We start from the raw sequence: 25,446 nt of genomic DNA, 5'->3' as shown, positions 1-25,446 counted from the left end.
ATATCCACCTTTTGTATTGTCTGCCAATCGAACGAAAAATATGCAAAAAAGCACCGCAGCGATAAATCGCCGCCGTGCTTTCGTATGCCTCTCGATCTGCTTAATCGCCTAGAAAGGCCTTTTTCATACGCTCGAAAATCGATTGATTTTGCTCGTGCGTATGCTCGCCGCTGAGCCGCGCGAATTCGCGCAGCAGCTCCCGCTGCTCGTCGTTCATGTTGGTCGGCGTCACGACGACCACCTTCACGTGCTGGTCGCCTTGACCGTACCCGCGAAGCCGCGGAACGCCTTTGCCTTTCAGGCGGAAATACGTATCCGTCTGCGTGCCGGCCGGAATTTTCAGCTTTACCTTCTCAGTCAGCGTCGGAATTTCGATTTCGTCCCCAAGCGCCGCTTGCGCGAACGTCAGAGGCACTTCGCAATAAATGTCGTCGCCTTCCCGCTCGAAAAATTCATGCGACTTGACGCGAATCACGACGTACAGGTCTCCCGGAGGACCTCCCCGAGTTCCTGCTTCGCCCTCTCCCGTCACGCGGAGCTGCGCCCCGTCGTCCACGCCTGCCGGAATGTTCAGGCTGATCGTGCGCTGCTTCTTGACTTTCCCCGAGCCGTGGCACGTGCCGCATTTATCTTTGACGATTCTTCCTTGTCCTTGACAAGCGGAGCACACCCGGCGGTTGACGATTCGCCCGAAGGCCGTATTTTGCACGACCTCCTGCTGCCCGGATCCGTGACAGACGCCGCACGTTTCAGGCTTCGTTCCCGGCTTCGCGCCGCTGCCGCTACACGTATCGCACGTTTCCGTGCGAGGAATGTGAATGTCGGTCTTTTTGCCGAATACCGCTTCCTTGAATTCGATGGTCAGCGTATATTGCAGGTCGCCGCCCCGCTGCGGTGCATTCGGGTTGCGCCGCTGACCGCCGCCAAAGAACATATCGAAGATATCGCCAAAGCCGCCGAAGTCGGCACCGTTAAAACCGCCGCCCATGCCCTGATTCGGGTCGACATGGCCGAAGCGGTCGTACTGCGCTTTCTTCTGATCGTCGCTCAGTACGTCGTACGCTTCCTTCGCTTCTTTGAACTTGGACTCGGCATCGTCCGCCTTGTTCACGTCCGGGTGGTATTGGCGGGCGAGCTTGCGGTAAGCTTTCTTGATATCCTCTTGGGAAGCGTCCTTGCCTACTCCAAGCACTTCATAGTAATCGCGTTTACTCATCGTTCCACTCCCACTCCCCGGGCGACAAACGGAAAGTCAAAGCCGAATCCCGGCTTTGACTTCCTGCTAACCGCAAGGGTTATTACTTCTTGTTCTCGTCGACCACTTCGTAATCCGCGTCTACCACGTTGTCTTTGCCTTTGGCTGCGCCTTGCGTGCCTTCGGCGTCTGCGCCGCCGGCCGCTTGTGCCTGCTGCGCCGCTTGCTCGTACAGCTTCGTGGAAAGCTGCTGAACGACTTGCGTCAGCTCCTCGGTAGCTGCTTTGATCTCGTCAAGGTTGTTGCCTTCAAGCGCTTTTTTCACTTTGTCTTTCGCCGCATTCGCCTTGTCGATTTCAGCCTGGTCGACTTTGTCGCCCAGATCTTTAATCGTCTTGTCGACGGAGTAAACGAGCTGATCCGCTTGGTTGCGGGCTTCAACAAGATCTTTGCGCTTGCGGTCTTCGTCGGCATGCGATTCCGCGTCTTTCATCATGCGGTCGATTTCCTCATCGGACAAACCACTGGAAGACGTGATCGTAATTTTTTGGCTTTTGCCTGTGCCTTTATCCAGTGCACTGACATTGACGATACCGTTGGCATCGATGTCGAACGTAACTTCGATTTGCGGCACGCCGCGCGGCGCGAGCGGAATATCGCCCAGGATGAAACGGCCCAGCGTTTTGTTGTCGGCCGCCATTGCGCGCTCCCCTTGCAGAACGTGGATTTCCACGCTTGGCTGGTTGTCTGCGTAAGTGGAGAACACCTGCGATTTCGTTGTCGGAATCGTCGTGTTGCGGTCGATCATTTTCGTAAATACGCCGCCTGCGGTTTCGATCCCCAAGGACAGCGGAGTCACGTCGAGCAGTACGACGTCTTTAACGTCTCCCGTCAGTACGCCCGCTTGCACGGCAGCGCCGAGTGCGACGACTTCGTCCGGGTTAACGCCTTTGTGCGGCTCTTTGCCCGTCAGCTTTTTAACGGCTTCTTGAACGGCCGGAATCCGTGTGGAACCGCCGACCAATACGATTTTGTCGATTTGGTTCGCGCTAAGGCCCGCATCGCTCAGAGCTTGACGGGTCGGTCCCATCGTTCTTTCCACCAGCTCGGCGGAAAGCTCTTCGAATTTGGCGCGGGTCAGATTCATTTCCAAGTGCTGCGGCACGCCGTCCACAACCGTAATAAACGGCAGGGAAATCGTCGTCGTCAGAACGCCGGACAGCTCTTTTTTCGCTTTTTCGGCCGCGTCTTTCAGACGTTGAACCGCCGCTTTATCTTTGCTCAAATCGATGCCTTGCTCTTTTTTGAACTCGGCCACGAGGTGGTCGATGACGACTTGGTCGAAATCGTCGCCGCCCAGACGGTTGTCCCCACTGGTCGCTTTAACTTCGAAGAAGCCGTCGCCAAGCTCCAGAATGGAGACGTCGAACGTACCGCCGCCAAGGTCGTATACAAGAATCGTTTGGTCTTCGCTTTTCTCCAGCCCGTACGCGAGAGCGGCTGCCGTCGGCTCGTTGACGATCCGCAGCACTTCGAGGCCAGCAATTTTGCCTGCGTCCTTCGTCGCTTGACGTTGGCTGTCGTTGAAATAAGCCGGAACGGTAATAACGGCTTGGGTGACCGACTGGCCGAGGTAAGCTTCCGCATCGGCTTTCAGCTTTTGCAGAATGATCGCCGAAATTTCTTGCGGCGTGTACTCTTTGCCGTCGATTACTTCTTTGTGGTTCGTCCCCATATGACGCTTGATGGAGATGACCGTACGGTCAGGATTCGTAATGGCTTGGCGTTTCGCCGTTTCGCCAACGACGCGCTCGCCGTCTTTCTTGAAACCTACGACGGAAGGTGTCGTACGGTTGCCTTCCGGGTTCGGGATAACGACGGCCTCGCCGCCCTCCATGACGGCCACGCAGGAGTTTGTCGTCCCAAGGTCGATACCGATTACTTTACTCATGAGGGTTAGCCTCCTTAATTTCGCTGTGCATTGTATGGGTATACGCTTATCGCGTTCATAATTTATGCTTTATGAGCTCACTTTGACCATTGCAGGTCGGATGACTTTGTCTTTCAGCAGGTAGCCCGCTTGCACTTCTTCCACAACGGTGCCTTCCTCGTACTCATCGGATTCCACCTGCATGATGGCTTGATGGTACTCGGGATTGAAAGGTTGACCGACCGCTTCCATCTTTTGCAAGCCTTCGCTCGTCAGCACTTGCTCCAGCTGGCGGAAAATCATATCGATCCCTTTCGCCAAGGCTTCGTAATCGCTGCTGCCCTTGCTGGCGGCAAGCGCCCGGTCGAAGTTGTCGACCACCGGAAGCAGTTGCTCGATCAGCTTGAATGAAGCGTATTTGGCAAACTCTTCTTTTTCCTTTTGCGTGCGGCGTCTGAAGTTGTCAAAATCGGCCTGCGCCCTCAAAAAACGCTGGTGATTTTCCTCCGCTTGTTTTTTGAGTTCTTCCATTTCCGGATTGACTGCCTCCTGAGCCTCCGATTGGCCGGTTGCCTGTTCCGTGTCGGCAGCGCCTTCGGCCGATGCTCCGGCGTCATATGTAGCTCCGGCTTCTTGCTTGTTGGTTTCGACGTCCGTCTCCGGGCGTCCGTTTGCTTGCTCTTTTTGTTCCGCGTTCAATTGTGTCACCTCCTTAACCGAATCGGCCGTCCGGCCTCCCTATCTCTACTTATTGTAACCATCCCATGCGGCCGGGAAACGCCCGGCATGCTGGGCCCTACTCTTCCGTACGCGGGCGCATCTTAATAACCGTGTGGATGCGAAGCACCGCGCATGCCACCTCACCGGCAGCCTGCAGCGCATGCAGCTTCACCTCCGCCGGGTCGACGACGCCGGCGGCCATCATATCCGCAACGCTTCCGGTATCGCAGTCGATGCCTAGCGCATCGTTGCCGGAAGCGATCTGTGCCGCCTTCACTTCTTCGACCTTTTCCAGAGGGTTGTAGCCCGCGTTTACGACGATTTGCGCCAGCGGCTTGCGCAGCGCCTGCGCGACGGCGGCGATGCCGAAGCCCTCCATACCCTGCACCGTCTCGCGGTGCCGGTCAAGCTCGTGGGCGACGGCCATTTCGGCCGCCCCGCCGCCGGGCAGGGAGCCGCCTCGCAACGCGGCCTGCACGCTTGAAGCCGCGTCGCGGGCAATGCGCAGCCGCTCGCCGACCACCTCGCTCGTGCTGGCGCCCACGACGATGGATACTTGCGTGCGGCCTTTGCCTTCGGCCATCCGCACGCTCTCCAGCGGCTCGTCGTAGGCGACGTGTCCGGCGAAGCCGAGATAGCCCGCCAGCTCCGAGGCGGGCTTGCGCAGTCCGCTGCGACGGATCGGCCGCGCGCCGGTGTATTCGGCGATGCGGCGCAGCTCCGCACGCGGCAAGCGCTGCAGCACCATGATCCCATGGTCCGTGCAGAACTGCTCCGCCTCGGGATCGACGCCCCGCTCGGAGGCCACGAAGCCGACGCGCAGCTCGACGAGCTTCTCCAAGAGAGCGCGGAACTGCTCCCGCAGCTGCGTCTGCTTGTGGAAGCCCGCATCGGTCATGAGCGCTTCCTCATCGACCGACTCCGGCTCGAACGCATCCTGGAACAGCAGCACCTGCGCCGTATCCGGCGGAAAATCAAGCTGGGCATTAGCCGGCTTTTTATTAATCAACAAGCCCGGCCACACTTCGTTCGCCGCTTTTCCGTGCGACATCACGACGTCGGAGAAGCGGAAATGCGGCTCCCGCAGCTTCGCCGGGCCGAGACGCTTCGCTCCTTCGACGATCAGCTTGGCGAGGTCGGCATGCTCCCGCCCCGCAATATACGCGATCCGGTACAGCAGCGGATCGCTCATTCCTTCCAGCGGGCGCGCCCGGCGGGCCAGCGACTCCAGCGCCGCGGCCACGCCGTCCTGAACCCCGCGGACGACCTTCGCCACCGGTACGCCCCGCGTGACCTGCGCCACGCCTTCGGCGACCAATGCGCCCGCCAGCACGGTGGCTGTCGTCGTGCCGTCCCCGACCTGATGCTGCTGGGAACGGGCGACTTGAATGAGCAATCTTGCGGCGGGGTGGGTGACGTCCATCTTTTCCAAAATGGTCACACCGTCATTCGTAATGACGACCTCCCCTTGCGTCCCGACCAGCATCGTATCGAGCCCCTTCGGTCCGAGGGTTCCTTCCACCGCCGAGCAAATGGCGCGGATCGCATTCGCGTTGTTCCGCAGCGTTGCAAACGCCTCTTCGCCTTCCTGGCCTGTCGGCTTGATTTGGCTCATTTGTACCAACGCCCCATCAATTGATTCAAATCTTTCGTCAAATGATCGAGCAGCTTGATGACTTTACCGTAATCCATCCGTGTCGGTCCGAGGATGCCGATCGTCCCGAGCAGTTGCCCGTCCAGCGAATACGAAGCGGTGATCAAACTGCAATCGTTCACGGCTTCCAACTTGTTCTCGCTGCCGATTCGCACCTGTATTCCGTCCGTTTCACCGGTTCCGTCAAACAGCTGCACTATCTTCGGTCCTTCGGCGAGCAGGTCCAGAATGCTTTTCACCTTATCGACATCCTTGAACTCGGGCTGCGTCAGCATGTTCGTCGTGCCGCCAAGGAATATCCGCTCTTCCTCTCCGCGGTCCATCACATGATCCAGCATGAGCAGCAGCTCTTCGTAACCGGAGACGTAGCTGCTCAGCTCCGAGGCGATCTCCGTGTACAGCTTCGCCTTGAAATGAAGCAGCGGCACGTTCTTGAGCCGGGCATTGAGCACGTTGACGAACTTCTCGATCTCCGACATCGGAACGCCTTCGGGGATCGTGACGGTCTTGTTTTCCACTTGTCCGGTGTTCGTCACGATAATCGCGACAGCCGTCCGCTCGTTAAGCGGAACGATCTGCAAATGCTTCATCGTCGTGCCCAGCATCTCCGGTCCCATGACAATAGACGTATAATTCGTCAGCTGGGACAAAATTTGCGCCACATGCTGGATGGTGCGTTCCATCTCCTGCATTTTTTCGGCAAAAAACTGCTTGAGCATGTCGACATCCTGAACAGGAAGCTGGTTATAATGCATCAGATGATCGACGTAATATCGATAGCCCTTGTGGGAAGGAATCCGGCCGGCCGACGTGTGCGGCTGCTCCAGAAAGCCCATCTCCTCCAGGTCGGACATTTCGTTGCGGATGGTGGCGGGGCTGAATCCCACATTGCCGCGCTTGGATATGCTGCGGGAGCCGACCGGCTCTGCAGAACGGATGTAATCATCGACTATGGCGCTTAAAATATGACGTTGACGTTCGGTTAGCACACCATGTCCCCCCTTGCTTTGGAGGTTTTTCGGGAGAAAAGAGAGTTGACTGCGTGAAAGGAACTGCAGCCTCCGGCCGCTGTTGAACTCGGGTTCCAATTGAACTTACCTTTCGGTAAGAACCCGAGTTCAAAGGCGGCACGTAGACTCTCCGACTGCAGTTCTTTCCTCCGTCAAACTTTTTACCGAAAAACAAATATATTAAAAGAAGTAAACCAAGGCATACCTTGCTTGCCTTGTTTCCCAACATTCAAACCGTTCTTTCGTTAGCACTCCGTGCTAGTGAGTGCTAAGCTAATACAAAAATAACAGACCCATAGGGTCTGTGTCAAGTCAGTCGAGCCGTTTCAGGACGGCGATTTCGTCGCAGCAATGCTGCTTTTTGCAGTGGATGCAGTCGCGCCATACCTTCTCGGGGAAGATCTCCTTCTCGACAACGGTAAAGCCGTTTCTTTCGAAGAACGCCACCTCGTAGGTCAGCGCCATCACTTTCGGGATGCCCTGCTGCTTCGCTTCGTGCAGCAGCGAGTTGACGAGCGCCTTGCCGATGCCTTGACCTTTGTATCCGTCCGAAACTCCGAGCGACCGGATCTCGACCAGATCTTGCCCGAGCCTTGTGAGCGAGCCGCAGCCTACAAGCTGGCCGTCGATCTCCGCTACGACGAACGTATCGAGCTGCACAGACAGCGTCTCCTTGGTACGCGGGAGCATAATTCCTTTTTCAGCATAGCCTTGAATAATGTCGTATAATGTGTCAATGTCCTGCGCGGTCGCTTGTCTGCAGGTCAACGTCGTCGTCATAGCGGTTCCCACCCATCGCCTAGTAGTATCTCATGTAGAAAATGATATGAATAAATATACAACAAGACGTATAAAGGATCAACCTATTTTTGACGTATTTTTTACGGCTCCCAAAAATTCGCCGAACACTTCGTTTCCGAGCAGCACACCCCGCTCCGTCAGCTTGTAGCCCCCGGCGTTTGCCTCCAGCAAATCGAGGCCGCATTGCCGTTGCAGTACATGCCCGAACACGTCGTCCAACTCCATGCCGAACTGCTCGTTAAAATCCGCCTTGCGCACACCGCCGAGCATCCGTAGCCCGACCATCATGAAATCTTCCATCGCTTCATGAACTTCAACGGCGTTCTTGTCCAGCAGCGGCAGCCCGCTGCGCGTCGCATCGATGTAAGGCTGGACACCTTTAATATTCACATGCCGCTGACCGTGAACGTAGCCATGAGCCCCGGCGCCAAGGCCGTAATAGCTCTGATTGCGCCAGTACATCGCGTTATGCCGGCTCTCGTACCCGGGTCTGGCGAAGTTGCTGATTTCATACTGGCCGTAGTCGGCCGAGCGCAGCCGTTCCATAATCAGTAGAAACATGCCGATTTCCTCATCCTCTTCGGGCAGCGGCAGCTGTCCGCGCTCATAGAGCGTGTGGAACAGCGTATTCTCTTCCACCTTCAAGCTGTAGATCGAGTAGTGCGGCAAGTCCAGCGCGAGCGCTTCCTTCAACGTCGCTTCCATTACAGCCTTGGTCTGCTTCGGCAGGCCAAACATCAGATCGATGGACAGGTTCGTAAACCCGGCCTTCCGCGCGTTCTCCAAGCTCCGGTATACGTCGTCGGTATTGTGGATGCGTCCGATGCCTTCAAGCAGCCCGTTGTCGAACGATTGCACCCCGAAGCTGATCCGGTTGACGCCTCCTTCTTTCATCGCTTGCAGCTTCTCCAGGTCAGTCGTGCCCGGATTCGCCTCCATCGTAAATTCCAGCTGCGGCGACCAGGCCGGAAAATAAGCGCGGACGCGGCGCAAAAACACTTCCATCTGCTCCGGCGTCAATACCGTCGGCGTACCGCCCCCGACGAAGATCGTCTCGATCTCCCCCGGCGGGACCACCTGTACCGTCCGTTCCATTTCGCGCTCAAGCGCGTCCAAGTAATCCATGACGGGCTGGCCTTTCAGCACGTAGGAGTTGAAATCGCAGTAGTGGCATTTGTTCGTGCAAAAAGGAATATGAATATACACCGCTTGGGGTGTCTGGGTTCGCTGCAGCATTTAGGTTCCCCCTAATGGCAAAAGCAGGCGTTCGGAACTCCGAAGCACCTGCCTGCTTTTTTCTTAGTTATCGTCGATCTTCAATACGGCCATAAACGCTTCCTGCGGCACTTCCACGCTGCCGACCTGCTTCATGCGCTTTTTGCCTTCCTTCTGCTTCTCGAGCAGCTTCCGCTTCCGCGAAATGTCGCCGCCGTAACATTTGGCGAGGACGTTCTTGCGCATCGCCTTCACCGTCTCGCGCGCGATGACCTTCTGGCCGATCGCAGCCTGCACCGGTACCTCGAACATTTGGCGCGGAATGAGTTCCTTGAGCTTCTCGCAAATGATACGGCCGCGGTGGAACGCCCGGTCGCGGTGCACGATGAACGAGAGCGCGTCCACTTGCTCCCCGTTCAGCAGAATGTCCATTTTCACCAGGTTGGAACTCTTGTAGCCCGACAGTTCATAATCGAACGAAGCGTAGCCTTTGGTGCTCGATTTCAATTGGTCGAAGAAGTCGTAAACGATCTCCGACAGCGGAATATCGTAAGTGAGCGTCACGCGGGTCGTGTCGAGATATTCCATATTGATATACTCGCCGCGCTTGGATTGGCACAGTTCCATGATGGCGCCGACATAATCGTTCGGCACGATGACGGACGCCTTGACGTAAGGCTCTTCGACGAAGTCGATTTTGCCCGGCTCCGGGAACAGCGACGGATTCTCGATATTCAGCACGGTGCCGTTCGTCTGCGTCACGCGGAACACCACGCTCGGTGCGGTCGTAATGAGCGGAATGTTGAATTCGCGCTCGATCCGTTCCTGGATGATCTCCATGTGGAGCAGCCCCAAAAATCCGCAGCGGAAGCCGAAGCCGAGCGCCGTGGACGTCTCCGGCTCGAAGCTGAGCGACGCGTCGTTCAGCTGCAGCTTCTCCAGCGCTTCGCGCAGATCGTTGTAATCGCTCGTTTCGATCGGATACAGTCCGCAGAATACCATCGGGTTGATTTTGCGGTAGCCCGGCAGCGGCTCGGGTGTCGGATTTTTGGCGTCCGTTACCGTATCCCCGACCCGGGTGTCGCCGACGTTCTTGATCCCGGCGACGATGAAGCCGACATCGCCGACCTCCAGCGAAGGAACCGAGCCCATGCGCGGCTTGAACGCGCCGACCTCGATGACCTCGAACGTTTTGTCCGTCGCCATGAATTTGATTTTCGAGCCCGCCTTGATCGAGCCGTCGATGACGCGGACGTACACGATAACGCCCTTATACGGATCGTAGTGCGAGTCGAAAATGAGCGCCTTGAGCGGGTTGTCCGGATTGCCCGTCGGTGCGGGAACCTTCTGTACGACCTGCTCGAGAATCTCCTTGATTCCGATGCCGGCTTTGGCGGAAGCCAACACCGCATCGCTGGCGTCAAGCCCGATCACGTCCTCGACCTCCTGCTTCACCCGTTCCGGCTCCGCGCTGGGGAGGTCAATTTTGTTGATGACCGGCAAAATTTCCAGATTGTTGTCCAACGCCAAGTAAACGTTGGCAAGCGTCTGCGCTTCAATCCCCTGCGCCGCGTCCACGACGAGCAGGGCGCCTTCACAGGCGGCAAGACTGCGGGAAACCTCGTACGTAAAGTCGACGTGTCCCGGGGTATCGATCAAATTCAATATATAATCTTCACCGTCGTCGGCCCGGTAGCTAAGGCGAACCGCCTGCAGCTTAATCGTGATGCCCCGCTCGCGCTCCAGATCCATCTGGTCAAGCACCTGCTCCTGCATTTCGCGCGACGAAAGTGCGCCGGTATATTCGAGGATGCGGTCTGCAAGCGTCGATTTCCCATGGTCGATATGGGCGATGATACAAAAATTTCTTATTTTCTTTTGTCTGGCTTGGATATCCATCGGCAGCTTTACCCTCACTAACCTGCAAATTTACAATACTTCTAATTATAGCAGTTGTGACGGCGGGCAGCAATGGACACCCCTAAACTTCCATCTCCGTCCCGTTCCCGAAGACGGCGCTTATGGACTTAACGCTTCAAATAGAGAGACGACGAGACGGATGCCGTGATACGCCGCAATCTGCAGCAGCTCTCCCGTCTTGTTCCCGACACGGTTGATGCCCGTGTTCGCAGCCGGATCTTCCGGCATCGCCGGCTTCGCTTTGGCCTCCGCAGGTCGCTGCGCTTGCGGCTTGGGCACCGGCCCCGCTGCATTTGCTCCGGCCGGAGGCGCGGTAGCCTGCTTCCCTGCTGGCGCGGCGGTATACGCGTGCTGCTTCGCCTCACCGGCCTCGGCCTGCGGCTTGGTCAGCGGGCCGTGGATCCGCTCGGTTCCCTGCGTGGCAAGCGCGACTCCGAAAAAGATGCAGAAGGCCATCGCCAATCCTACGGCGCCGACTTTGACGAACGCATTTCCTCTCACCGCGCTCTCCTCTCTTTCTCGCTGGGGGTCCGGTACCGGCCGTTACTTTTTCCCGTCTTTCCCGTCTGTAACCGGCGCATCGACCTTCTCTGCATTCAGGATTACTTCGGAAACCGCCTTGGCCAGCGCATCCACGGTGCGGTAGCATTCCTCCAGGCTGTTGTCCACCCCGCCGACCTCGATCAGTACGCTGTTCGGGGAGAAGGTCTGATTGTAGACGCCGTTGCCTTCTCCGTTTTTGGCATGAATGCCCTTGGAGAGGCCGGGGTATTTCGCTTCGAGCACGCGGTCGATTTGTTCGGCGAACTGGTAGTTTTGCTTCCAATTCGGATTTTTGCCGCCGATGATAAAGTAGATTTGCGCGTAATCTTTTCCGTTGATCGTCGCCGTCGTCTTGTCGCGGCGCTGCGAGTCGCGGTGAACGTCAAAATAAAATTTCAAGTCCGGGTGCCCGGATACGGCCTCTTCCAGCGTTTTGAACGAATATTTGTAGGAGTAGTAATAGTTGAAGCTTTTTTCGATGGCCGGATAGTTTTTATCCGAATGCACGGCGCCGATACCTTCCTTTTCAAGCATTTGGGCGAGCCGCAGCCCGACCAGCGTTACGTTCCGTTTCGGGTCGTACGCCTTGTCCGGATCTCGGACGCCGGGCAGCTCCGGCAAATACGATTCCTGATTGTGCGATTGATAGATGAAAGCGACGTTCTTGCCAGCCATTCTCGGTCCTTCGGCCGCAGGTAGCGGGATGGCCGGACCCTGCACTTTTCCGTCGTCGACAGATCTCGCTCGGGGATTGGCCGTGATCGAGCCCGCTTCCCCCAGGTCCCCACGCTGGAACACGTCCGATTTGGGGCCGTAGTCCTCGGGAGAATCGACGACGAAGCCGTCGGCGCCGCTCAGCAGCACGGAGCGCTCCTGCGACAGCCCGGGGACCTCCCGGGAAATGAGCGTCTTCGGATCCTTCGGATTCAGATCGGTAAACAGCGAGAACAGGAAGCCCGATACGTTCGATTGCGAAAATGTAAACGACTTGCGGTCCTGCTGCAGACCCGGCACCTCCATCCCCATCATATCCATGAAGAACCGGCTGGATACGGATGCTGCCAGTCCCTTCATCGACGTAGAAGGGGAAGGGTTCGAGACGGTCGAATGCACATACCCTAGCAATCCGATGGCTATAAAAAACAACAGACATCCTGTCATCAGGATGGTCAACGTCCTTGAGTACATGCCGATGGCTTGTCCCATTTTCCGGTACCTGCTTAAATTGACGGTTATGGCCGGCCACTTCATGATCCATTCCTCCTTGTTCGGCTTCTGGTGCATCTTCGGCTGAGCAGGCACTTTCCGACGATTTTTTTGCCTTCGGAAATCCCGCTTCTCTATTACCAACTCTATGAAGCCGCGCTAGAAGATAGAACCTGAAAATCATAGATCAAGAGCAAATTTACCGGCGCAATCAAAAACGCCCGGGGCGGAGAATCGTCATCCTGCCGTTCCCAGACGTTCATTCGGCTTAATGTGTATACGCAGAAACGTTGCTCGTATCGACCGCTTCATGCAGCGCGGCATTCAACCCGCTGGCAATAATATTGGCGATGTCTTCGATGAACTGATCGATCTCCTTCGGCGTGACGAGCAGATCGTGGCCGAGCGGGTTCAGCACTTCCTTCACCAGCTGCAGCCGCTCCTGCTCCTGCATATTGTCGAGAAGACCGAGAATATGTCCGGTGTTCGTCGTCTGTTTGCGGAAATGGTTATGCATCATATCGAACGCATTGTTCACGATCGTCGACGCATAGACGACGGTCGGCACGCCGATGGCGATAACGGGCACCCCAAGCGTATCCAGCGTCAAGCCTCTGCGCTTGTTGCCGATGCCCGACCCGGGATGAATGCCCGTGTCCGCGATCTGAATCGTCGTGTTGACGCGTTCGAGCGAACGGGACGCCAGCGCGTCGATGGCGATCACCAGATCGGGCTTCGCTTGCTCTACGATTCCCTGCACGATCTGGCTCGTTTCGATCCCGGTCGTCCCAAGCACGCCCGGCGCCACGGAACTTACCGGACGATAGCCCGGGCTAACCTGATCCGGCATCAGCTCGAAATAATGACGGGTCACCATGACATTTTCCACGACCATCGGTCCCAGCGCATCGGGCGTCACGTTCCAGTTGCCGAGTCCGATGATCAACACGCTCGCCTTCGGCCCGATATTCAGCTTGTGCAGAAATTTCTCAAACTCCTGGGCGAATATCGTAGCTACCCGGTCCTGCAGATCGCTATCTTTTTGACGCAGCGCCGGTACGTCCAAGGTTATATAATGACCCGGAAGCTTTCCGACCGCCTGGGAGCCCTCCTGGGAAGTAATATCGATCACGCTGACCCGGACGCCTTCCTCCTCGTACTGCGTCCGCTCAATGCCCGGTATCGTCATTCCGCCGGCCGATGCCAAATCGTGCGCCTCAAGGGCGAGATCCGTCCGCACGGAGTAAGCGCTCAAATCCAATCCCATGCTCTCATCTCCTTTCATTCTGGCTCGCCAAATTATTGTGTGAAAAAGCCAAATCCGTTATGCAAAAGTTTTACAGGCTCGGTCCGGCGTTTCTATTGCATTTTCATATTGCCCATGTTAGAATATTAAGAGTTGTCAACAAAACATGACCTATGTTTTTTTGCAAGTTGTGGTAGGAGGTGAACGTCATGCCAAACATTAAATCCGCGATTAAACGCGTGAAAGTAAGCGAGAAGCGCCGTCTTCGCAACGCTTCGCACAAATCCGCGCTCCGCACGGCTGTAAAAACAGCTGAAACTGCAATCGCAGGCACCAACGTGGAAACGGCTAAAGCCGCTCTGATCGCTGCCAGCAAAAAGTTGGACAAAGCAGTGACCAAAGGATTAATCCATAAAAATGCCGCTGCCCGCAAAAAGTCCCGTCTCGCGAAAAGACTTAATGCTCTTTCCGCTCAATCGTAAGGTACTTAAGCGGCGTTGCACCAGGTACGAGGCTTTGTCTCCGTACCCGTTGTCAACAACATACATGCGATAAAGAAAGACCTTCAGGATTTTGTCCTGTCGGTCTTTTTTATTTACATGAAGGAGCTCCTATGAAAAAGGTTTTCATCGTTGGAATTGTAGCTAGCGGCAAAACGACCTTGGCGAAGCGTTTATCCCAAAAGCTGAATGTTCCTTGGTATGAGCTGGATGGTATCGTTCATCCTCAAACGGAGGCCGGGCGGTATAAACGGACAGCGGATGAGCAAGTCGAGGTCATTAGGGAGATTGATAAAAGCGGAGCTTGGATATTCGAAGGAACGGACCGGGAATCGTATCAGTGTTTGTTTGAAATGGCGGATACTATTATTTTTCTCGATACGCCGCTATGGAAACGCAGAATCCGCATAGTTACCCGGTTTCTTAAACAAAAACTGGGGATTGAAACGTGCCATTATAAGTCGGATCTTACGATATTAAGGATGATGTTTCAATGGACGCAGGATTTTGAAAACAACAGAGCAAGCTTTGAATCCAAGCTGCAGTTCTATCAACACAAAGTTATCCGATTATATGATAATAAGGACTTGAGTTTTGTAAAGTAAAAGAGCATGGCCGTCCCTTCCCGGAACGATCATGCTCTCTTCTTGTATCGTCAAGATGCCAGCCGCAGCAGAAACATTTCCAAGCCCAGCACTTTGTCGATTTTCCCGCTCTTCATCCGGTAATCGAGATCCGCAAGCTGCTGCAAAATGTCCGCCAACTGCTTCAATTCGAACTTGTTCGCCTGACCGGCCGCAACCTTCACGCCGTACGGATGCAGCCCGAGCTGGCCGGCGATTTGCTGCTGCGAATAGCCCTGCTGCATTAGATCCTTCACTTGGAACATAATGCGGAACTGCCGGGCAATCAGCATCACGATTTTGATCGGCTCCTCCTTGCGGCGGATGAGCTCGCTCAGCATCGTAAACGCCTGATCCAGCTTGACCTGAACGATATGCTCAATCAGCAGGAAGATGTTCTGCTCGATGCTTCTCGTGACGAGCTGCTCCAAATCTTCGGCTCGCAGCGTCCCTCCCTGACCGACGTAGAGGGCACATTTCTCCACTTCCTTGACGAGCGCCTGAAGGCTGGTGCCCGCGTACAGAATGAGCTGCTCCGCGACCCCGGGACCGAACGAAAAACCGGCTTTTCCCGCTTCCTGATTGACCCATCCCGCCAGTTCGTCCGCAGACAGCATGGCGCACGGAACAAGCGCATCGGCTTCCTTCAGCGCCTTGACGATCTTTTTGCGCTCGTCCAGCTTGTCCGCCTCGACCGTAAAGACGATGATGGAGAAATCCGCCGGGGCTTTCAAATAGTCCGCAAGCCGTTCGAGCGAATGCTCCACTTTGCCGCTTTCCTTGGCACCTGTCAGAAACAGCGCATTCGTCGCCACGACCAACTTGCTCGGCACCATAAAAGGCAGCGTCTCCGCCTCCTCGATGACGGCGTCGACCGGCGTTTCCGCCAGATCGTACCGCGATACGGCAAACGCTTTATGCTCCGGCTCGATCAGCTTGTCCGTCAACCGGGCGATCAGCTCCTGAATCAGATAGCTTTCCGCCCCGTAGGCTATGTATACGGGCTTAAACTGCCCCTTGCTGATGTGCTTCATCGCCGTTTTGTAATCCATCGTGCCGCCCACCGTTCCTTCCCGCTCTGCTTACGTCCTTCATGATACCAACAACAAAGGGATTACGTCAAAGCCCTAAGGCCCGACCTAATCCCTTTGCCCGAAACGCATCTATATAAACACCCGCCGGGCAGGCTCTAGAAACCGGCCCGCAGATGGTCATACGACGTGAATCGTCTTCCGTCTTAATCTATTGTATATATACGTGAATGCACGCCGCGGGGTGCAACAGTTCTCTTTACCAATATGTTAAACTTTCATGAACTTGTTGAAACCCGCCTTCGGTTACGGCTTGCTCGGCTTGACTTCCGTTTCGGTCTTGGCTTTGAGGTCGATGACCAACGTCTTGGACTGTTCGGACATGTTGACCCGGTACGTCAATTTCCCGTCGCCGGACCATTCCACAAGCTCGATGCGATCCGCACCCTTCCAATTGTAGCCGGACGCAAACAGTTGTTTGCCGTCTTTGTCAAAAATAACAATTTTCTCTTCCCGGACCGAGGCTTTATACTTCCCGTCCGAAGATGCAAGCTCGTGAGCTGCGGGCTTCGAGTCCGGCTTCGCGGCAATGCCCATAGGCGAGCCGCCATTCGTCTGAGCGGATTCTTCCAGCGGCGGCTGATTATCCATCGCTCCTGCACCGCCCGCGTCAGCGGACTCGGAGGTGGCCGCTTCTTCCGAAGGCTGGGCGATGAAGCCCTCGGCTTGCTCGCTGCTGCCGTTCTTCGGCGCTACCGTCTGTTGACCGCCCTGCTCCCCGGACTGACCGCCTTTTTCCTGTGCCGGAGGAGTAGCAGGCTGCTGAGAAGGCACCGCTACATTATCGCGTCTCTCTGCCGGAGCCTTTGGCTGCTTCTCCTGAACGGGCTGCTCCGGTTCCGCCGTCTTGTTCCCGCCTCCAAACGTCGGCTGCCGGGGTCCGGCCGTCTGGCTTGCACTCCCTGCATCGGAGCTTCCCGCGCGGGCAGGAGCTTCTGTATTGGCGTCACCGCTCCCTGCGGACGAATTTTGGAGCTTGTGCTCCTCGGACGCCGCTGGCTTGCTTTTCGCCGTATCGGTCGCTTGGCCGGCCGCCGGCTGCCCCGCGCCGCTTGCGTTTTCCGCTTTCTTATCCGTCATCGAGAGCAGCAATCTTCCCGCATCCGCCTCGGGATTGGTCTGCTGGCTCTGGAACAGGAAAAATCCGAACACGAGCCCGGCCGCCACGACGCCGCCGAACACGGGGAAGGAAATCCATTCCCGCATATTTTTGCGCCAGCTTCCCCAGGTCGGACGTTCGTCCGCCGGATCAGGGGCGGTCTTAGCCCGCAGAGCTTCCGTCTCGCGCTCTATCTTGTCGGAAGCGGCGTAAGCGGTATCCGGTACGGCTCCTGCCGCTTCAAGCTGCTCCAGCTTCGGCAATATGGCATCGACCAAGCTGAATGGCGGCGTTACCTTGGGCAAGCTCTCCAGCTCGTTCGATAAATTAACAAGACGTTCGAACAATTCCGTGCAATCCGGACACTGCTGCAGATGCTGAAGCATCCGGCTGTACTCCGTTTCATCGAGATCCCGGTCCAGGTATCTCTGCATCAGTTCGATCACCTCTTGACACATCATCCCCGTACACTACCTTTCCGTAACGATTCGTATATCCTCTTCATGCTGCGCCGCTTACCCTCGAACCGCGTCGCCGCTTGGCTTTTTGTACTCCCTCAGGATGGTTTGGAGCTGCTGTCTTGCCCGGAACAGATAAGATTTCACCGTGTTGATCGGCAAGTCGAGCGATTCCGCTATTTCATTGTAGGAAAAATCCTGCAAGTATCGAAGCACCACGACGGACCGATGGTGCTCGGGGAGCTTGTCGATTGCATCTCGGATGTCCTGAGCGATATACGTAGACATCACTTCGTCTTCCACCGTTTTATGGTCGGTAAAGCTCAAATCGTGCTGCTCGATCGAAACCGTAGGCTTGGCCCGGCGGAATTTATCGATGCACAAGTTGGTCACGATGCGCTGCACCCACGTTTTAAACTGAGCCTTTTCTTCGTAGGAGTTGATTTTCGTATAAATTCGGATTAACGCTTCCTGAGCGGCGTCCATCGCATCCTGCTCATTGTTCAAAATGTAATAAGCAGTGCGGTAGACGTGGTTTTCAATTTCGCGCAATAGGGTAATTAGAGCGTCGCGATCGCCCGACTGGGCAGCCTTGATAACTTCAGGCGCTACCACTGGGATCCCCCTCTCTTGCAACCTTATAAACGAGTGCGTCGAGCAAAATGTTGCACCCGGAACACAACTCTATCAGCATATCAAATTTTGACTTCGAGGTATATAGATTTCTAAGGCTTGAACAGCCGACTCATGTCGTTCAATTATACGTGTGCAGGGCTTTTTTGTTTCGCGGCAAAAAAGATCGGATTCCCAGCAGCTCCCCGGCTGACGATGCCCGTTAAAGGCTCGTGCCCGGAGATTTGCCAGGAATCCGATGGTGAGTTCAAATATAAAGCAGACGCGTTGCCATGCTCCCGGTCTATGTCACCGTTTGACTGCCGATGTTCGGGCCTTCTTTGTGAAAGCGCCCTTCCCCTTACGTCCGGCCGGAAAGATCGTGGCGAGCGCTCCGGCGCACACGATCGAAGCTGCGCCGATTAACGCCTCTTGGTAATGCCCGCTGCCCGACACCATCCAGCCAGCGGCGATCGGACCGGCCACCTGCCCGGTGCCGTAAACGGCAGTGAGGACGCCGACAAATCTTCCGGAATCGGCCGGCATCCGCTGCCGCGTCCACGAGATGGTCAGCGTCGTGACGCCCATGAACGTAAAGCCGAACAGCACGGCCCCCGTAAGCACTCCCGGCCAGGCCGGATAAACGACGGGGAGCGCGATCCCGGCCGCTTGGAGGGCCAGGGCCGCGAATAAAGCCGCCTTGCTGCCGATCCGGCCTGCGAGCAGGGACCACAACCAGCAGGAAGGAACGGCCGTCGCACCGGCCAAAATCCAGCTCCAGGCTGAAAAAGACTGCATCGCCGGAAGCTGCTGCACATAAGCGACCAGAAACGTACCGGTCACGATGTAGCCAAGCCCTTCTAGCCCGTAGACGATCAGCAGCCGTATTTTGAAGCTTGTCAGCGAGCTGCGGTCCTCGGGGACGGGTGAACTTACGCGGGCCCCCGCAGCCGCTGAATCCACCGGCTCCCGAAGCTTCGTCCACGCCAGCGCCAGCAAAACGGCGCATATCAGCGCCATGCCAAGCCACGTGCCGCGCCAGCCGTATTGCTCATGCAGCCACGGAACCGCAAAGCCGGTCGCCGTAATGCCGAGGCCGACGCCGCTGTAAAAGAGCCCCACCGCATGATGAGGCTTCGACAACCCCGCCAAGCCGTCCATGACCAATCCGGACACGTAGACGAAGATCACGGCGCTTGCGAAGCCGGAGACGAAGCGCAGTGCGAACCATAACGCATAGCTGTCCGCGATCCCCATCCATGCCGTCGTCGCCACGCTGACGACAAGCGCCAGCTTCAACCGGCTTAATCTGCTCTCCTTCCGAGCCTTCAAAGCAGTCATAATCGCACCGGCCAAATAACCCGCATAATTCGACGACGCCAGCGCGCCGGCGCCCGCCTCGGAAAACAGCTGCTGCTTCAGCATCAGCGGAAGAATCGGCGTATATGCGAACCGCCCGACCCCCATTGCGATAAAAAGAGAAGCGATTCCCCCGCCGACCAATAATAGCGAACGCTTTTTATGCTCGTTCATCCCGATCCCTCCGCTGTCTCGTTAAAACAAAACGTTATTGTCTTGTCTATCGTAGACGCTACCTGATATCATGTAAATTAAATGATTTTGATAAGATATATCACTTTTTCATATACCAAAGGAGGCACCGATCGATCATGCCGCTGGATACCGCAGCTCTTCAAATATTTCAAGCCGCCGCGCGGAGCGGCAGCGTCTCCAAGGCCGCCCAGTTGCTAAACTATGCGCAATCCAACGTCACCACCAAAATCAAGCAGCTCGAAAAAGAGCTTGGCGCCCCGCTCTTTTACCGGCATAACCGGGGCATTACGCTGACTCCTGCCGGCAAAACGCTGCTTGAGTACGCCGACAAAGCGCTGCGTTTATTGGAAGAGGCGCGCAAAGCGATTCAAGATGCGTCGACGCCGACCGGGCCGTTGTCGATTGGATCTATGGAAACGACCGCCGCCGTCCGGCTGCCCCACTTGCTGGCAGACTATCACCGGATGTGCCCGGAGGTCGATTTGTCTTTCGTGACGGGACCGTCGCAGCAATTGATTCAGGCGGTGCTCGATTACAGCTTGGACGGAGCGTTTGTCATGGGACCCGTAGAACATCCGGAGCTGCTTCAGGATTCCGTCTTCGAGGAAGAGCTTGTCCTTGTCACGGACGCATTGCGCCCGCGTCTTGATTTTCCGAAGGAATTGACGGACCGGACCGTTCTCGTGTTCCGTTCCGGCTGCTCCTACCGGGCCAAGCTGCTAGGCTGGCTTCAGGAGGAAGGCGTCATGCCCGTCAAAATTATGGAATTCGGCACCTTGGAGACGATTATCGGCTGTGTTGCCGCCGGACTTGGCGTCTCTCTGCTTCCCGAATCGATCGTGCGGAGCAAAACCAAGGAAAGCCTCGTCCGATCCTATCCGATCCCGGAACGGTACGGAAAGGTTCAAACGGTATTTATTCGACGGAAAGACGCCTATTTGACGCAAGCCTACAAGCTGTTTCTCCATGAGATCAACAACCGCTTCCGTGTGCCCCGCGGCTCCGGCCAGCCATCTTAGATTGAGATGGCGGGTATCAGCTATTGCGATTTTACTTGGCGAACCGGATTGCTTATGATGAGAACATAGCAGGTTTGGATATGCCGTCATAGTTCGGAAGGAGTGCTGTACCATGTTTTCTACCCCGATGACAGACATCGTTGGATGTTCCTATCCCATCATACAAGCCGGCATGGCCGGGGGGCCGACGACTCCGGAGCTCGTAGCCGCCGTGTCGGAAGCCGGCGGTCTGGGGACGATTGGCGCCGGATATCTCCCGCCCGAGCAAATTAAACGCGCGATCGAGGACGTCCGCCGTCTGACAGATCGCCCTTTTGCCGTCAATCTATTCACCCCTGAGCCGTTCGGTCCGCCGGATGATACCGCAGAACGCATGAACGAGTGGTTAAACCGTTACCGTGAACGGCTAAAACTTGCTCCGGGGACTATGCCCGCTACGTTTCAAGAAACGTTTGAAGCACAGCTTCAAGTCGTTCTGGACGAACGCGTGCCCGTGTTCAGCTTTACCTTCGGCATTCCTTCGCCGGAGCTCATCGGCAAGCTGAAAAGCGAAAGCATTAAGCTGATCGGGACCGCGACCACGGTTCGCGAAGCGCTGGCGCTTGAGTCGGCGGGGATCGACCTTATCGTCGCCCAAGGCAGCGAAGCCGGCGGACACCGCGGCACGTTCCTGGGCCGTTACGAAGACGGTCTGGTGGGAACGATGGCGCTGGTTCCTCAAATCGTCGCCCAGGTCCGCACCCCCGTCATCGCCTCGGGAGGCATTATGGATGGCCGCGGTATCGTCGCCAGCCTGGCGCTGGGCGCTTCCGGCGTGCAGATGGGCACCGCTTTTCTGACCTGCGACGAAAGCGGCGCCCACGAGCAGCACAAGCGTACCATCCTTCAAAGCAGCGAAGAGGATACGACGGTGACCGTCGCTTTTTCGGGAAAAGCGGCTCGGGGGATCAAAAATGAATTTATTTCGGATATGAAGCAATATTCGGAGCCCATTCCCGAGTACCCTATCCAAAATAAATTAACGCAAGACATCCGCAAGGCCGCGGCGAACGAAAATAACCCGCAGTATATGTCGCTCTGGGCCGGGCAAGCGCTGCGCTTGAATAGGACTCAATCCGCAAGCAAGCTGATCAGCGAATTGATGAGCGAAGCAACGGGCACCTTGGAGAAGCTTGGTTGCTTTACACGAAGCTGATCGCTTCATTCAGACTCTCAAATGATATTTACCGGTGTTTTCGATGTTGATTTGAACATCGATCGTTTGCAGCGAAGCGCGCTGAAGCGGAAATTTGGAATCTTTGCCGAAGTACATTTTCCATTTCGCCGGATTGTTCAAATACAGCGAATAGCCAAGATCATAGACATCAATCTGACTCTTGATGCCTGCTTCGTAAGTATTTCTAATGTCTTTAACGATTTGCCGCTCTGCCAATTCCTTAAGCTTTGCTTCACTGACGTTTTGCGCCAATTCGTTTAAGCTTCCTTTAAGCCTGATATGGAGATTAAAAACCGGTTTGTTTCCTGACGTACCCGGCTCGATGACGACTTTCGGTTTATGTACTACGATGCTCGCTACAATTTTGGCATCGTGTGTAAGAATGACGGGGGTGCGGACCGTTTTCGGATTGACCCACCGCAGTCCCGTCAAATCCTCTTGGGACAGGAACCCTTTCAATACTCCACTATGGTCCATAAAAAAACAGCCTTCTATTTCCAGCAGCGTGTGGCTTTTGAAATTTTCTTTCCAAATAGAGCTGTTCATGGCTAAGGACGGCAAATAAGAGCTTTTTCCCCGCTCGTAATAATACGAAATAAACCTCTGAAATTGAACAGGCACAATATATGAGCTTTGCTTATAGGTTTCTTTAGGTTCGTGCAGGATTGAAGAAAGCGGCGATTCATTAAAGAAGGGAGTCACGCTCAATATTTTCTCCATCGATTCGCGGCTACTGTAAGCCCATTTCGTATATCGGATTTCCCGGTAACGATTCGTCAAATCGAATATGACCTCCGGTCCCCGCTTCAATACCGCCTCGCTGTAAATAATCGCGTTAATGTGACTGTAATACATTAGCTGCTGAGCGGTTCGGTACATTTTTTGCAGGGCGTCATTTACGGAAAGCCCTGTCGATTTGCTGACCCAGACGCTGGCTTTTTGACTCGGCTTCCCGCCTTCTTGCTTGGCAACGCTCGTAAAGTCCATCATTTGCGCGTAAACAACGTACTCGTCCTGCGCATAATCAATACCTAGCGCCGTGATGTAATTGATGTCCTGGATTTCTTTCGCATCCCAGCATCCCGTCAGCAGCCCCAATAAAATCACCATGCATATCCCCCGAAGCATTCGATGACCGTTCATGATTTCTTCCGCCCCGTTCTCGTCGAGTCTTGCGTGTGAAGAATTTGCGGACGCTTCCTCAAACGACGCCATGCGGAAGCGAGCACGCCGGTGATTACTTCCCGGACGGAAAGAGGCGACACCGGTGCCAAATAAGGAAGGCCGAAGGACTGCTGCGATGCCAAATGCAGAACGAGCGCGATGATGGAGATGACAAATCCGTACATGCCAAGGAACGAAGAAGCGAGAAAAACGATAAAACGGGCAATCGTCACCCCTCCCACTAAGGCTTGATTCGATAATGTGTAATTTGCTACGGAGGACAAGGAAGCGATAATAAGCAGGGATGGTGAAATAAGCGCCGCTCGGACGGCCGCATCACCGATCACAATACCACCGACCACGGTGAGTGTCTGGCCGATCGCTTTGGGCAATCTCGAACCTGCTTCCCGGAACAAATCCAGCAAAAAAAGCATCAGGAACAACTCCATGGAAATCGGCAGCGGAAGACCGATGCGCGTTTGCGTTATGCTTGAAAGCAATGGAAAGGGCAGCTGATCCTGATTATACTGGGCTAGCGAAATCCAAAAACCAGGTAATAAGATAGAAATACACAAACCGGAAATACGCAATATTCGGCTCATCGAGCTAATCCAAAACGGGAAGTAGGCATCCTCCGGGCTTTTGATGATCAGAAACAAATTGGCTGGCGCCACGATAGCCAGAGGCCCCCCTTCCACGATCAATGCAAAGCGGCCTCTTGATAAAGAATCGACGACAAAATCAGGCCTTCCGGTGTAAAAAAACAATGGAAAAAGCGAAAACCTGGGTTCCCCAATCCATTCCTCCAATTGCGCGGGACTGACAAGCGTGTCCAAATCGATTTGGCTCAATCTGCTGCGAACGTCATTGACATAAGCTGGGTTGATCACGTCTCGCACATACAGCAGACCTACCTTTGTCGAACTCCGTTTACCGAGCGTGAACTCTTCCAGCGCGAGCGTTTCCGTCCGAAGCCGTTTTCGGATCAGCGCCAAATTTACGCTGTAATCTTCCACAAACCCGTCCCGCGGCCCACGGATGGATACGTCGAGCACCGATTCTTCCGGATTACGTTTCGGAACGTTCATCAGGTTCAACGTAAAGACCTCGTGAGTCTGCCCCAATATCACGAGGAGTTCTCCTCCAAAAACGGCTTGCGCTGCACGAGTTGCCGTAAGTGGGGATAGAAACGGCTTCAACTGCAATGGAACGGTCCGTACATCATCGCCGGAAGCAAGTTTGTACAAGGCCGTCAAAACGGTTTCGTTGATTTGTTGAAGGTCGCACAAATGCTCACAATAAACGAACGTTACGGTCCGATTGGCATCAATGGAATAGCTGTCGATCTTGACATCCGGACAATTCGCAAACCACTCGCGAAAAGACGCTTCACTCCATTCCTTCTCGGAGTGCCGTGATCTGTGTTCTTGCGGCAAATCACCGTCGGTCATGGCTGCGCACCTCCTTGGACGTTGAAGAGCAAGGCATACATGCGGGCAATAATCGAAGCCCCAATCAAAACCGATACGCTTGCCGGCAAATAATAGACGGTCAGCAAATGAAAAAAACTTGAATCCGAGAGCGGGGAAATAGCAAACAAAAGCATCCCGGCGCTTGCCGCGAACAACACGCCTCTCTTGCGGCCGTTAAACCAAAAGGAGAGGGTTTCACCGATCAGCCATAAGGAAAAGGAGATGCGCACGAACGCTCCTGCAAGCCATTGGTAAATCGACAAAAAATCCATATGCTCGATAAATCTTCCAATCTGGACGACCCTCCATTGTTCGTATGCGGGATAACGCTGCTTGGCCGCTTCGGGAGTGCCAAATTCGGCAATGGCGCCTGTGAGCGGTCCGATCGTTAATCCCGCCAATATGACGATCAGGATAAGGAGCGAGGAATACCCGATGTTCCCCTTGATTCGATGCTGCAGCATAACGACCAGAAATAACTCGCTTAATCCGCTAGCCGCATAGATTACGCCCTGCAAAGCCGGGCGAATCCCATTTTCCAGAAACGGACGCAGCAGGGTGTAGTCCTTATGCGGGATATTACCCAGCATGACAAAATAGCCGAATAGAACGATAAAAGGCAATAGAATCCCTGCGGTAACCGCCAATGCCTTTAGTCCCGATCTGGCCGCAGCGAGACTGATCAATATCAAGGTCAGTACAATTACCGTTAAAGGCGTCCCGGGCAAGTATGTAATTTTTGTCCACGTGGTCGTCTCCTTTAATGTCGTCGCTCCCATTCCGAATATCGTTACAAGCAAGGGAATCAAAATAATCCAAGCCCCTGCTCCCCAATGCTCGTGCAGCCATTGCACAAACGGACGACCGCCGGCCGATCGAATCGTATAGCGTAATACCGGCAGCCACAATATGCAGAATAACGAAGCAAGACAAACGGAAATCCATGAATCTTTTCCGGTAACATTTAATAGGACGGGGATCACCGTAACATGATTTAACAAGCCGGAAGATGTAATGAAAATAACAGAAAGTTGGAGAACGGATATCGAATTGTTCTTCACAAACAGCTTCCTTTTTACAAATTTGGGTATCCATATATTGTACTAAAGAGATGAAATTATTCGTTCGCGCCGGTCTTTAGCCTTACCCGCCGCGCTTTCGGGTACGAAAAAAAGGCCGGCCCCGGTCTTTACAGGCT

General features: G+C 55.1%; 22 protein-coding genes. 4 read left to right on the top strand and 18 right to left on the bottom strand.

Annotated elements, in window-relative coordinates; translation table 11 throughout:
* Positions 1-100 precede the first annotated feature (100 nt).
* From dnaJ to gpr, 11 genes are all read right to left on the bottom strand, one after another.
* Complete coding sequence (gene dnaJ, locus NI000_RS17600; RefSeq protein WP_253412771.1) at positions 101-1,216, bottom strand: molecular chaperone DnaJ; 1,116 nt, start codon at positions 1,214-1,216, stop codon at positions 101-103.
* 82 nt (positions 1,217-1,298) lie between these two features.
* Positions 1,299-3,146 carry a molecular chaperone DnaK gene (gene dnaK, locus NI000_RS17595; RefSeq protein WP_253412769.1) on the bottom strand — a complete coding sequence of 616 codons (1,848 nt, stop codon included), beginning with the start codon at positions 3,144-3,146 and terminating at the stop codon, positions 1,299-1,301.
* A gap of 69 nt (positions 3,147-3,215) precedes the next feature.
* Complete coding sequence (gene grpE, locus NI000_RS17590; RefSeq protein ID WP_253412767.1) at positions 3,216-3,824, bottom strand: nucleotide exchange factor GrpE; 609 nt, start codon at positions 3,822-3,824, stop codon at positions 3,216-3,218.
* Positions 3,825-3,921: 97 nt separating this feature from the next.
* Positions 3,922-5,460, bottom strand: coding sequence for a TCP-1/cpn60 chaperonin family protein (locus tag NI000_RS17585; protein WP_253412765.1), 1,539 nt, complete (start codon positions 5,458-5,460; stop codon positions 3,922-3,924).
* Entirely contained in the window at positions 5,457-6,488 is a 1,032-nt protein-coding gene (gene hrcA / locus NI000_RS17580; protein ID WP_253412763.1) for a heat-inducible transcriptional repressor HrcA, read from the bottom strand. Before hrcA ends, NI000_RS17585 begins: the two co-directional genes overlap by 4 nt.
* 333 nt (positions 6,489-6,821) lie before the next feature.
* Positions 6,822-7,289, bottom strand: coding sequence for an N-acetyltransferase (locus tag NI000_RS17575; RefSeq protein WP_253412762.1), 468 nt, complete (start codon positions 7,287-7,289; stop codon positions 6,822-6,824).
* A gap of 78 nt (positions 7,290-7,367) precedes the next feature.
* A complete protein-coding gene (hemW, locus tag NI000_RS17570) occupies positions 7,368-8,546 on the bottom strand; it encodes a radical SAM family heme chaperone HemW (RefSeq protein ID WP_253412760.1) in 1,179 nt (392 codons plus the stop codon).
* 63 nt (positions 8,547-8,609) lie between these two features.
* Entirely contained in the window at positions 8,610-10,424 is a 1,815-nt protein-coding gene (gene lepA / locus NI000_RS17565) for a translation elongation factor 4 (protein WP_301292565.1), read from the bottom strand.
* A 120-nt stretch (positions 10,425-10,544) separates the two neighbouring features.
* Positions 10,545-10,946: a hypothetical protein gene (locus tag NI000_RS17560; protein WP_253412758.1), complete on the bottom strand. Its 402-nt coding sequence runs from the start codon at positions 10,944-10,946 to the stop codon at positions 10,545-10,547.
* A gap of 42 nt (positions 10,947-10,988) precedes the next feature.
* On the bottom strand, positions 10,989-12,272 hold the full coding sequence (gene spoIIP, locus NI000_RS17555) for a stage II sporulation protein P (protein WP_253412756.1): 1,284 nt from the start codon (positions 12,270-12,272) through the stop codon (positions 10,989-10,991).
* A gap of 190 nt (positions 12,273-12,462) precedes the next feature.
* Complete coding sequence (gene gpr, locus NI000_RS17550; RefSeq protein WP_253412754.1) at positions 12,463-13,461, bottom strand: GPR endopeptidase; 999 nt, start codon at positions 13,459-13,461, stop codon at positions 12,463-12,465.
* 188 nt (positions 13,462-13,649) lie between these two features.
* Between gpr and rpsT the strand changes: the two genes are divergently transcribed.
* Both rpsT and NI000_RS17540 read left to right on the top strand, forming a co-directional pair.
* The gene (gene rpsT, locus NI000_RS17545) at positions 13,650-13,922 is read left to right on the top strand and encodes a 30S ribosomal protein S20 (RefSeq protein WP_010495603.1); all 273 of its coding nucleotides are present in this window, start codon (positions 13,650-13,652) and stop codon (positions 13,920-13,922) included.
* A 131-nt stretch (positions 13,923-14,053) separates the two neighbouring features.
* The gene (locus NI000_RS17540) at positions 14,054-14,545 is read left to right on the top strand and encodes an AAA family ATPase (RefSeq protein WP_253412752.1); all 492 of its coding nucleotides are present in this window, start codon (positions 14,054-14,056) and stop codon (positions 14,543-14,545) included.
* A 50-nt stretch (positions 14,546-14,595) separates the two neighbouring features.
* On the opposite strand, the gene holA is transcribed toward NI000_RS17540, so the two are convergent.
* From holA to NI000_RS17520, 4 genes are all read right to left on the bottom strand, one after another.
* Positions 14,596-15,615 (bottom strand): DNA polymerase III subunit delta, encoded by a 1,020-nt coding sequence (gene holA, locus NI000_RS17535; protein ID WP_253412751.1) that lies wholly within the window; start codon positions 15,613-15,615, stop codon positions 14,596-14,598.
* Between the two features lie 285 nt (positions 15,616-15,900).
* Complete coding sequence (locus NI000_RS17530) at positions 15,901-17,211, bottom strand: zf-HC2 domain-containing protein (RefSeq protein WP_301292563.1); 1,311 nt, start codon at positions 17,209-17,211, stop codon at positions 15,901-15,903.
* Between the two features lie 57 nt (positions 17,212-17,268).
* Positions 17,269-17,826, bottom strand: a complete 558-nt coding sequence (locus NI000_RS17525; RefSeq protein WP_036677069.1) for an RNA polymerase sigma factor — start codon at positions 17,824-17,826, stop codon at positions 17,269-17,271.
* A gap of 306 nt (positions 17,827-18,132) precedes the next feature.
* The gene (locus tag NI000_RS17520; protein ID WP_253412747.1) at positions 18,133-19,356 is read right to left on the bottom strand and encodes a YbfB/YjiJ family MFS transporter; all 1,224 of its coding nucleotides are present in this window, start codon (positions 19,354-19,356) and stop codon (positions 18,133-18,135) included.
* 137 nt (positions 19,357-19,493) lie between these two features.
* Here NI000_RS17520 and NI000_RS17515 point away from each other — a divergent pair, with 137 nt between their 5' ends.
* Together NI000_RS17515 and NI000_RS17510 are read left to right on the top strand one after the other, a co-directional pair.
* Positions 19,494-20,396 carry a LysR family transcriptional regulator gene (locus NI000_RS17515; RefSeq protein ID WP_375540983.1) on the top strand — a complete coding sequence of 301 codons (903 nt, stop codon included), beginning with the start codon at positions 19,494-19,496 and terminating at the stop codon, positions 20,394-20,396.
* Between the two features lie 112 nt (positions 20,397-20,508).
* Entirely contained in the window at positions 20,509-21,591 is a 1,083-nt protein-coding gene (locus tag NI000_RS17510; RefSeq protein WP_253412745.1) for an NAD(P)H-dependent flavin oxidoreductase, read from the top strand.
* 9 nt (positions 21,592-21,600) lie between these two features.
* On the opposite strand, the gene NI000_RS17505 is transcribed toward NI000_RS17510, so the two are convergent.
* From NI000_RS17505 to NI000_RS17495, 3 genes are read right to left on the bottom strand one after another with little or no spacing between them, the layout of a single operon-like run.
* Positions 21,601-22,755 (bottom strand): Ger(x)C family spore germination protein, encoded by a 1,155-nt coding sequence (locus NI000_RS17505; protein WP_253412743.1) that lies wholly within the window; start codon positions 22,753-22,755, stop codon positions 21,601-21,603.
* Positions 22,752-24,227, bottom strand: a complete 1,476-nt coding sequence (locus NI000_RS17500) for a spore germination protein (RefSeq protein ID WP_253412741.1) — start codon at positions 24,225-24,227, stop codon at positions 22,752-22,754. Before NI000_RS17500 ends, NI000_RS17505 begins: the two co-directional genes overlap by 4 nt.
* Positions 24,224-25,309 (bottom strand): endospore germination permease, encoded by a 1,086-nt coding sequence (locus NI000_RS17495; RefSeq protein WP_253412739.1) that lies wholly within the window; start codon positions 25,307-25,309, stop codon positions 24,224-24,226. The genes NI000_RS17500 and NI000_RS17495 overlap by 4 nt, the downstream gene beginning before the upstream one ends.
* Between the last annotated feature and the right edge of the window lie 137 nt (positions 25,310-25,446).

The sequence above is a fragment of the Paenibacillus tyrphae genome, assembly GCF_024158745.1.
Taxonomy (GTDB): domain Bacteria; phylum Bacillota; class Bacilli; order Paenibacillales; family NBRC-103111; genus Paenibacillus_G; species Paenibacillus_G tyrfis_A.
The sequence above is the reverse complement of the archived record's forward strand: the minus strand, read 5'-3'. Positions and strand labels throughout refer to the sequence as shown.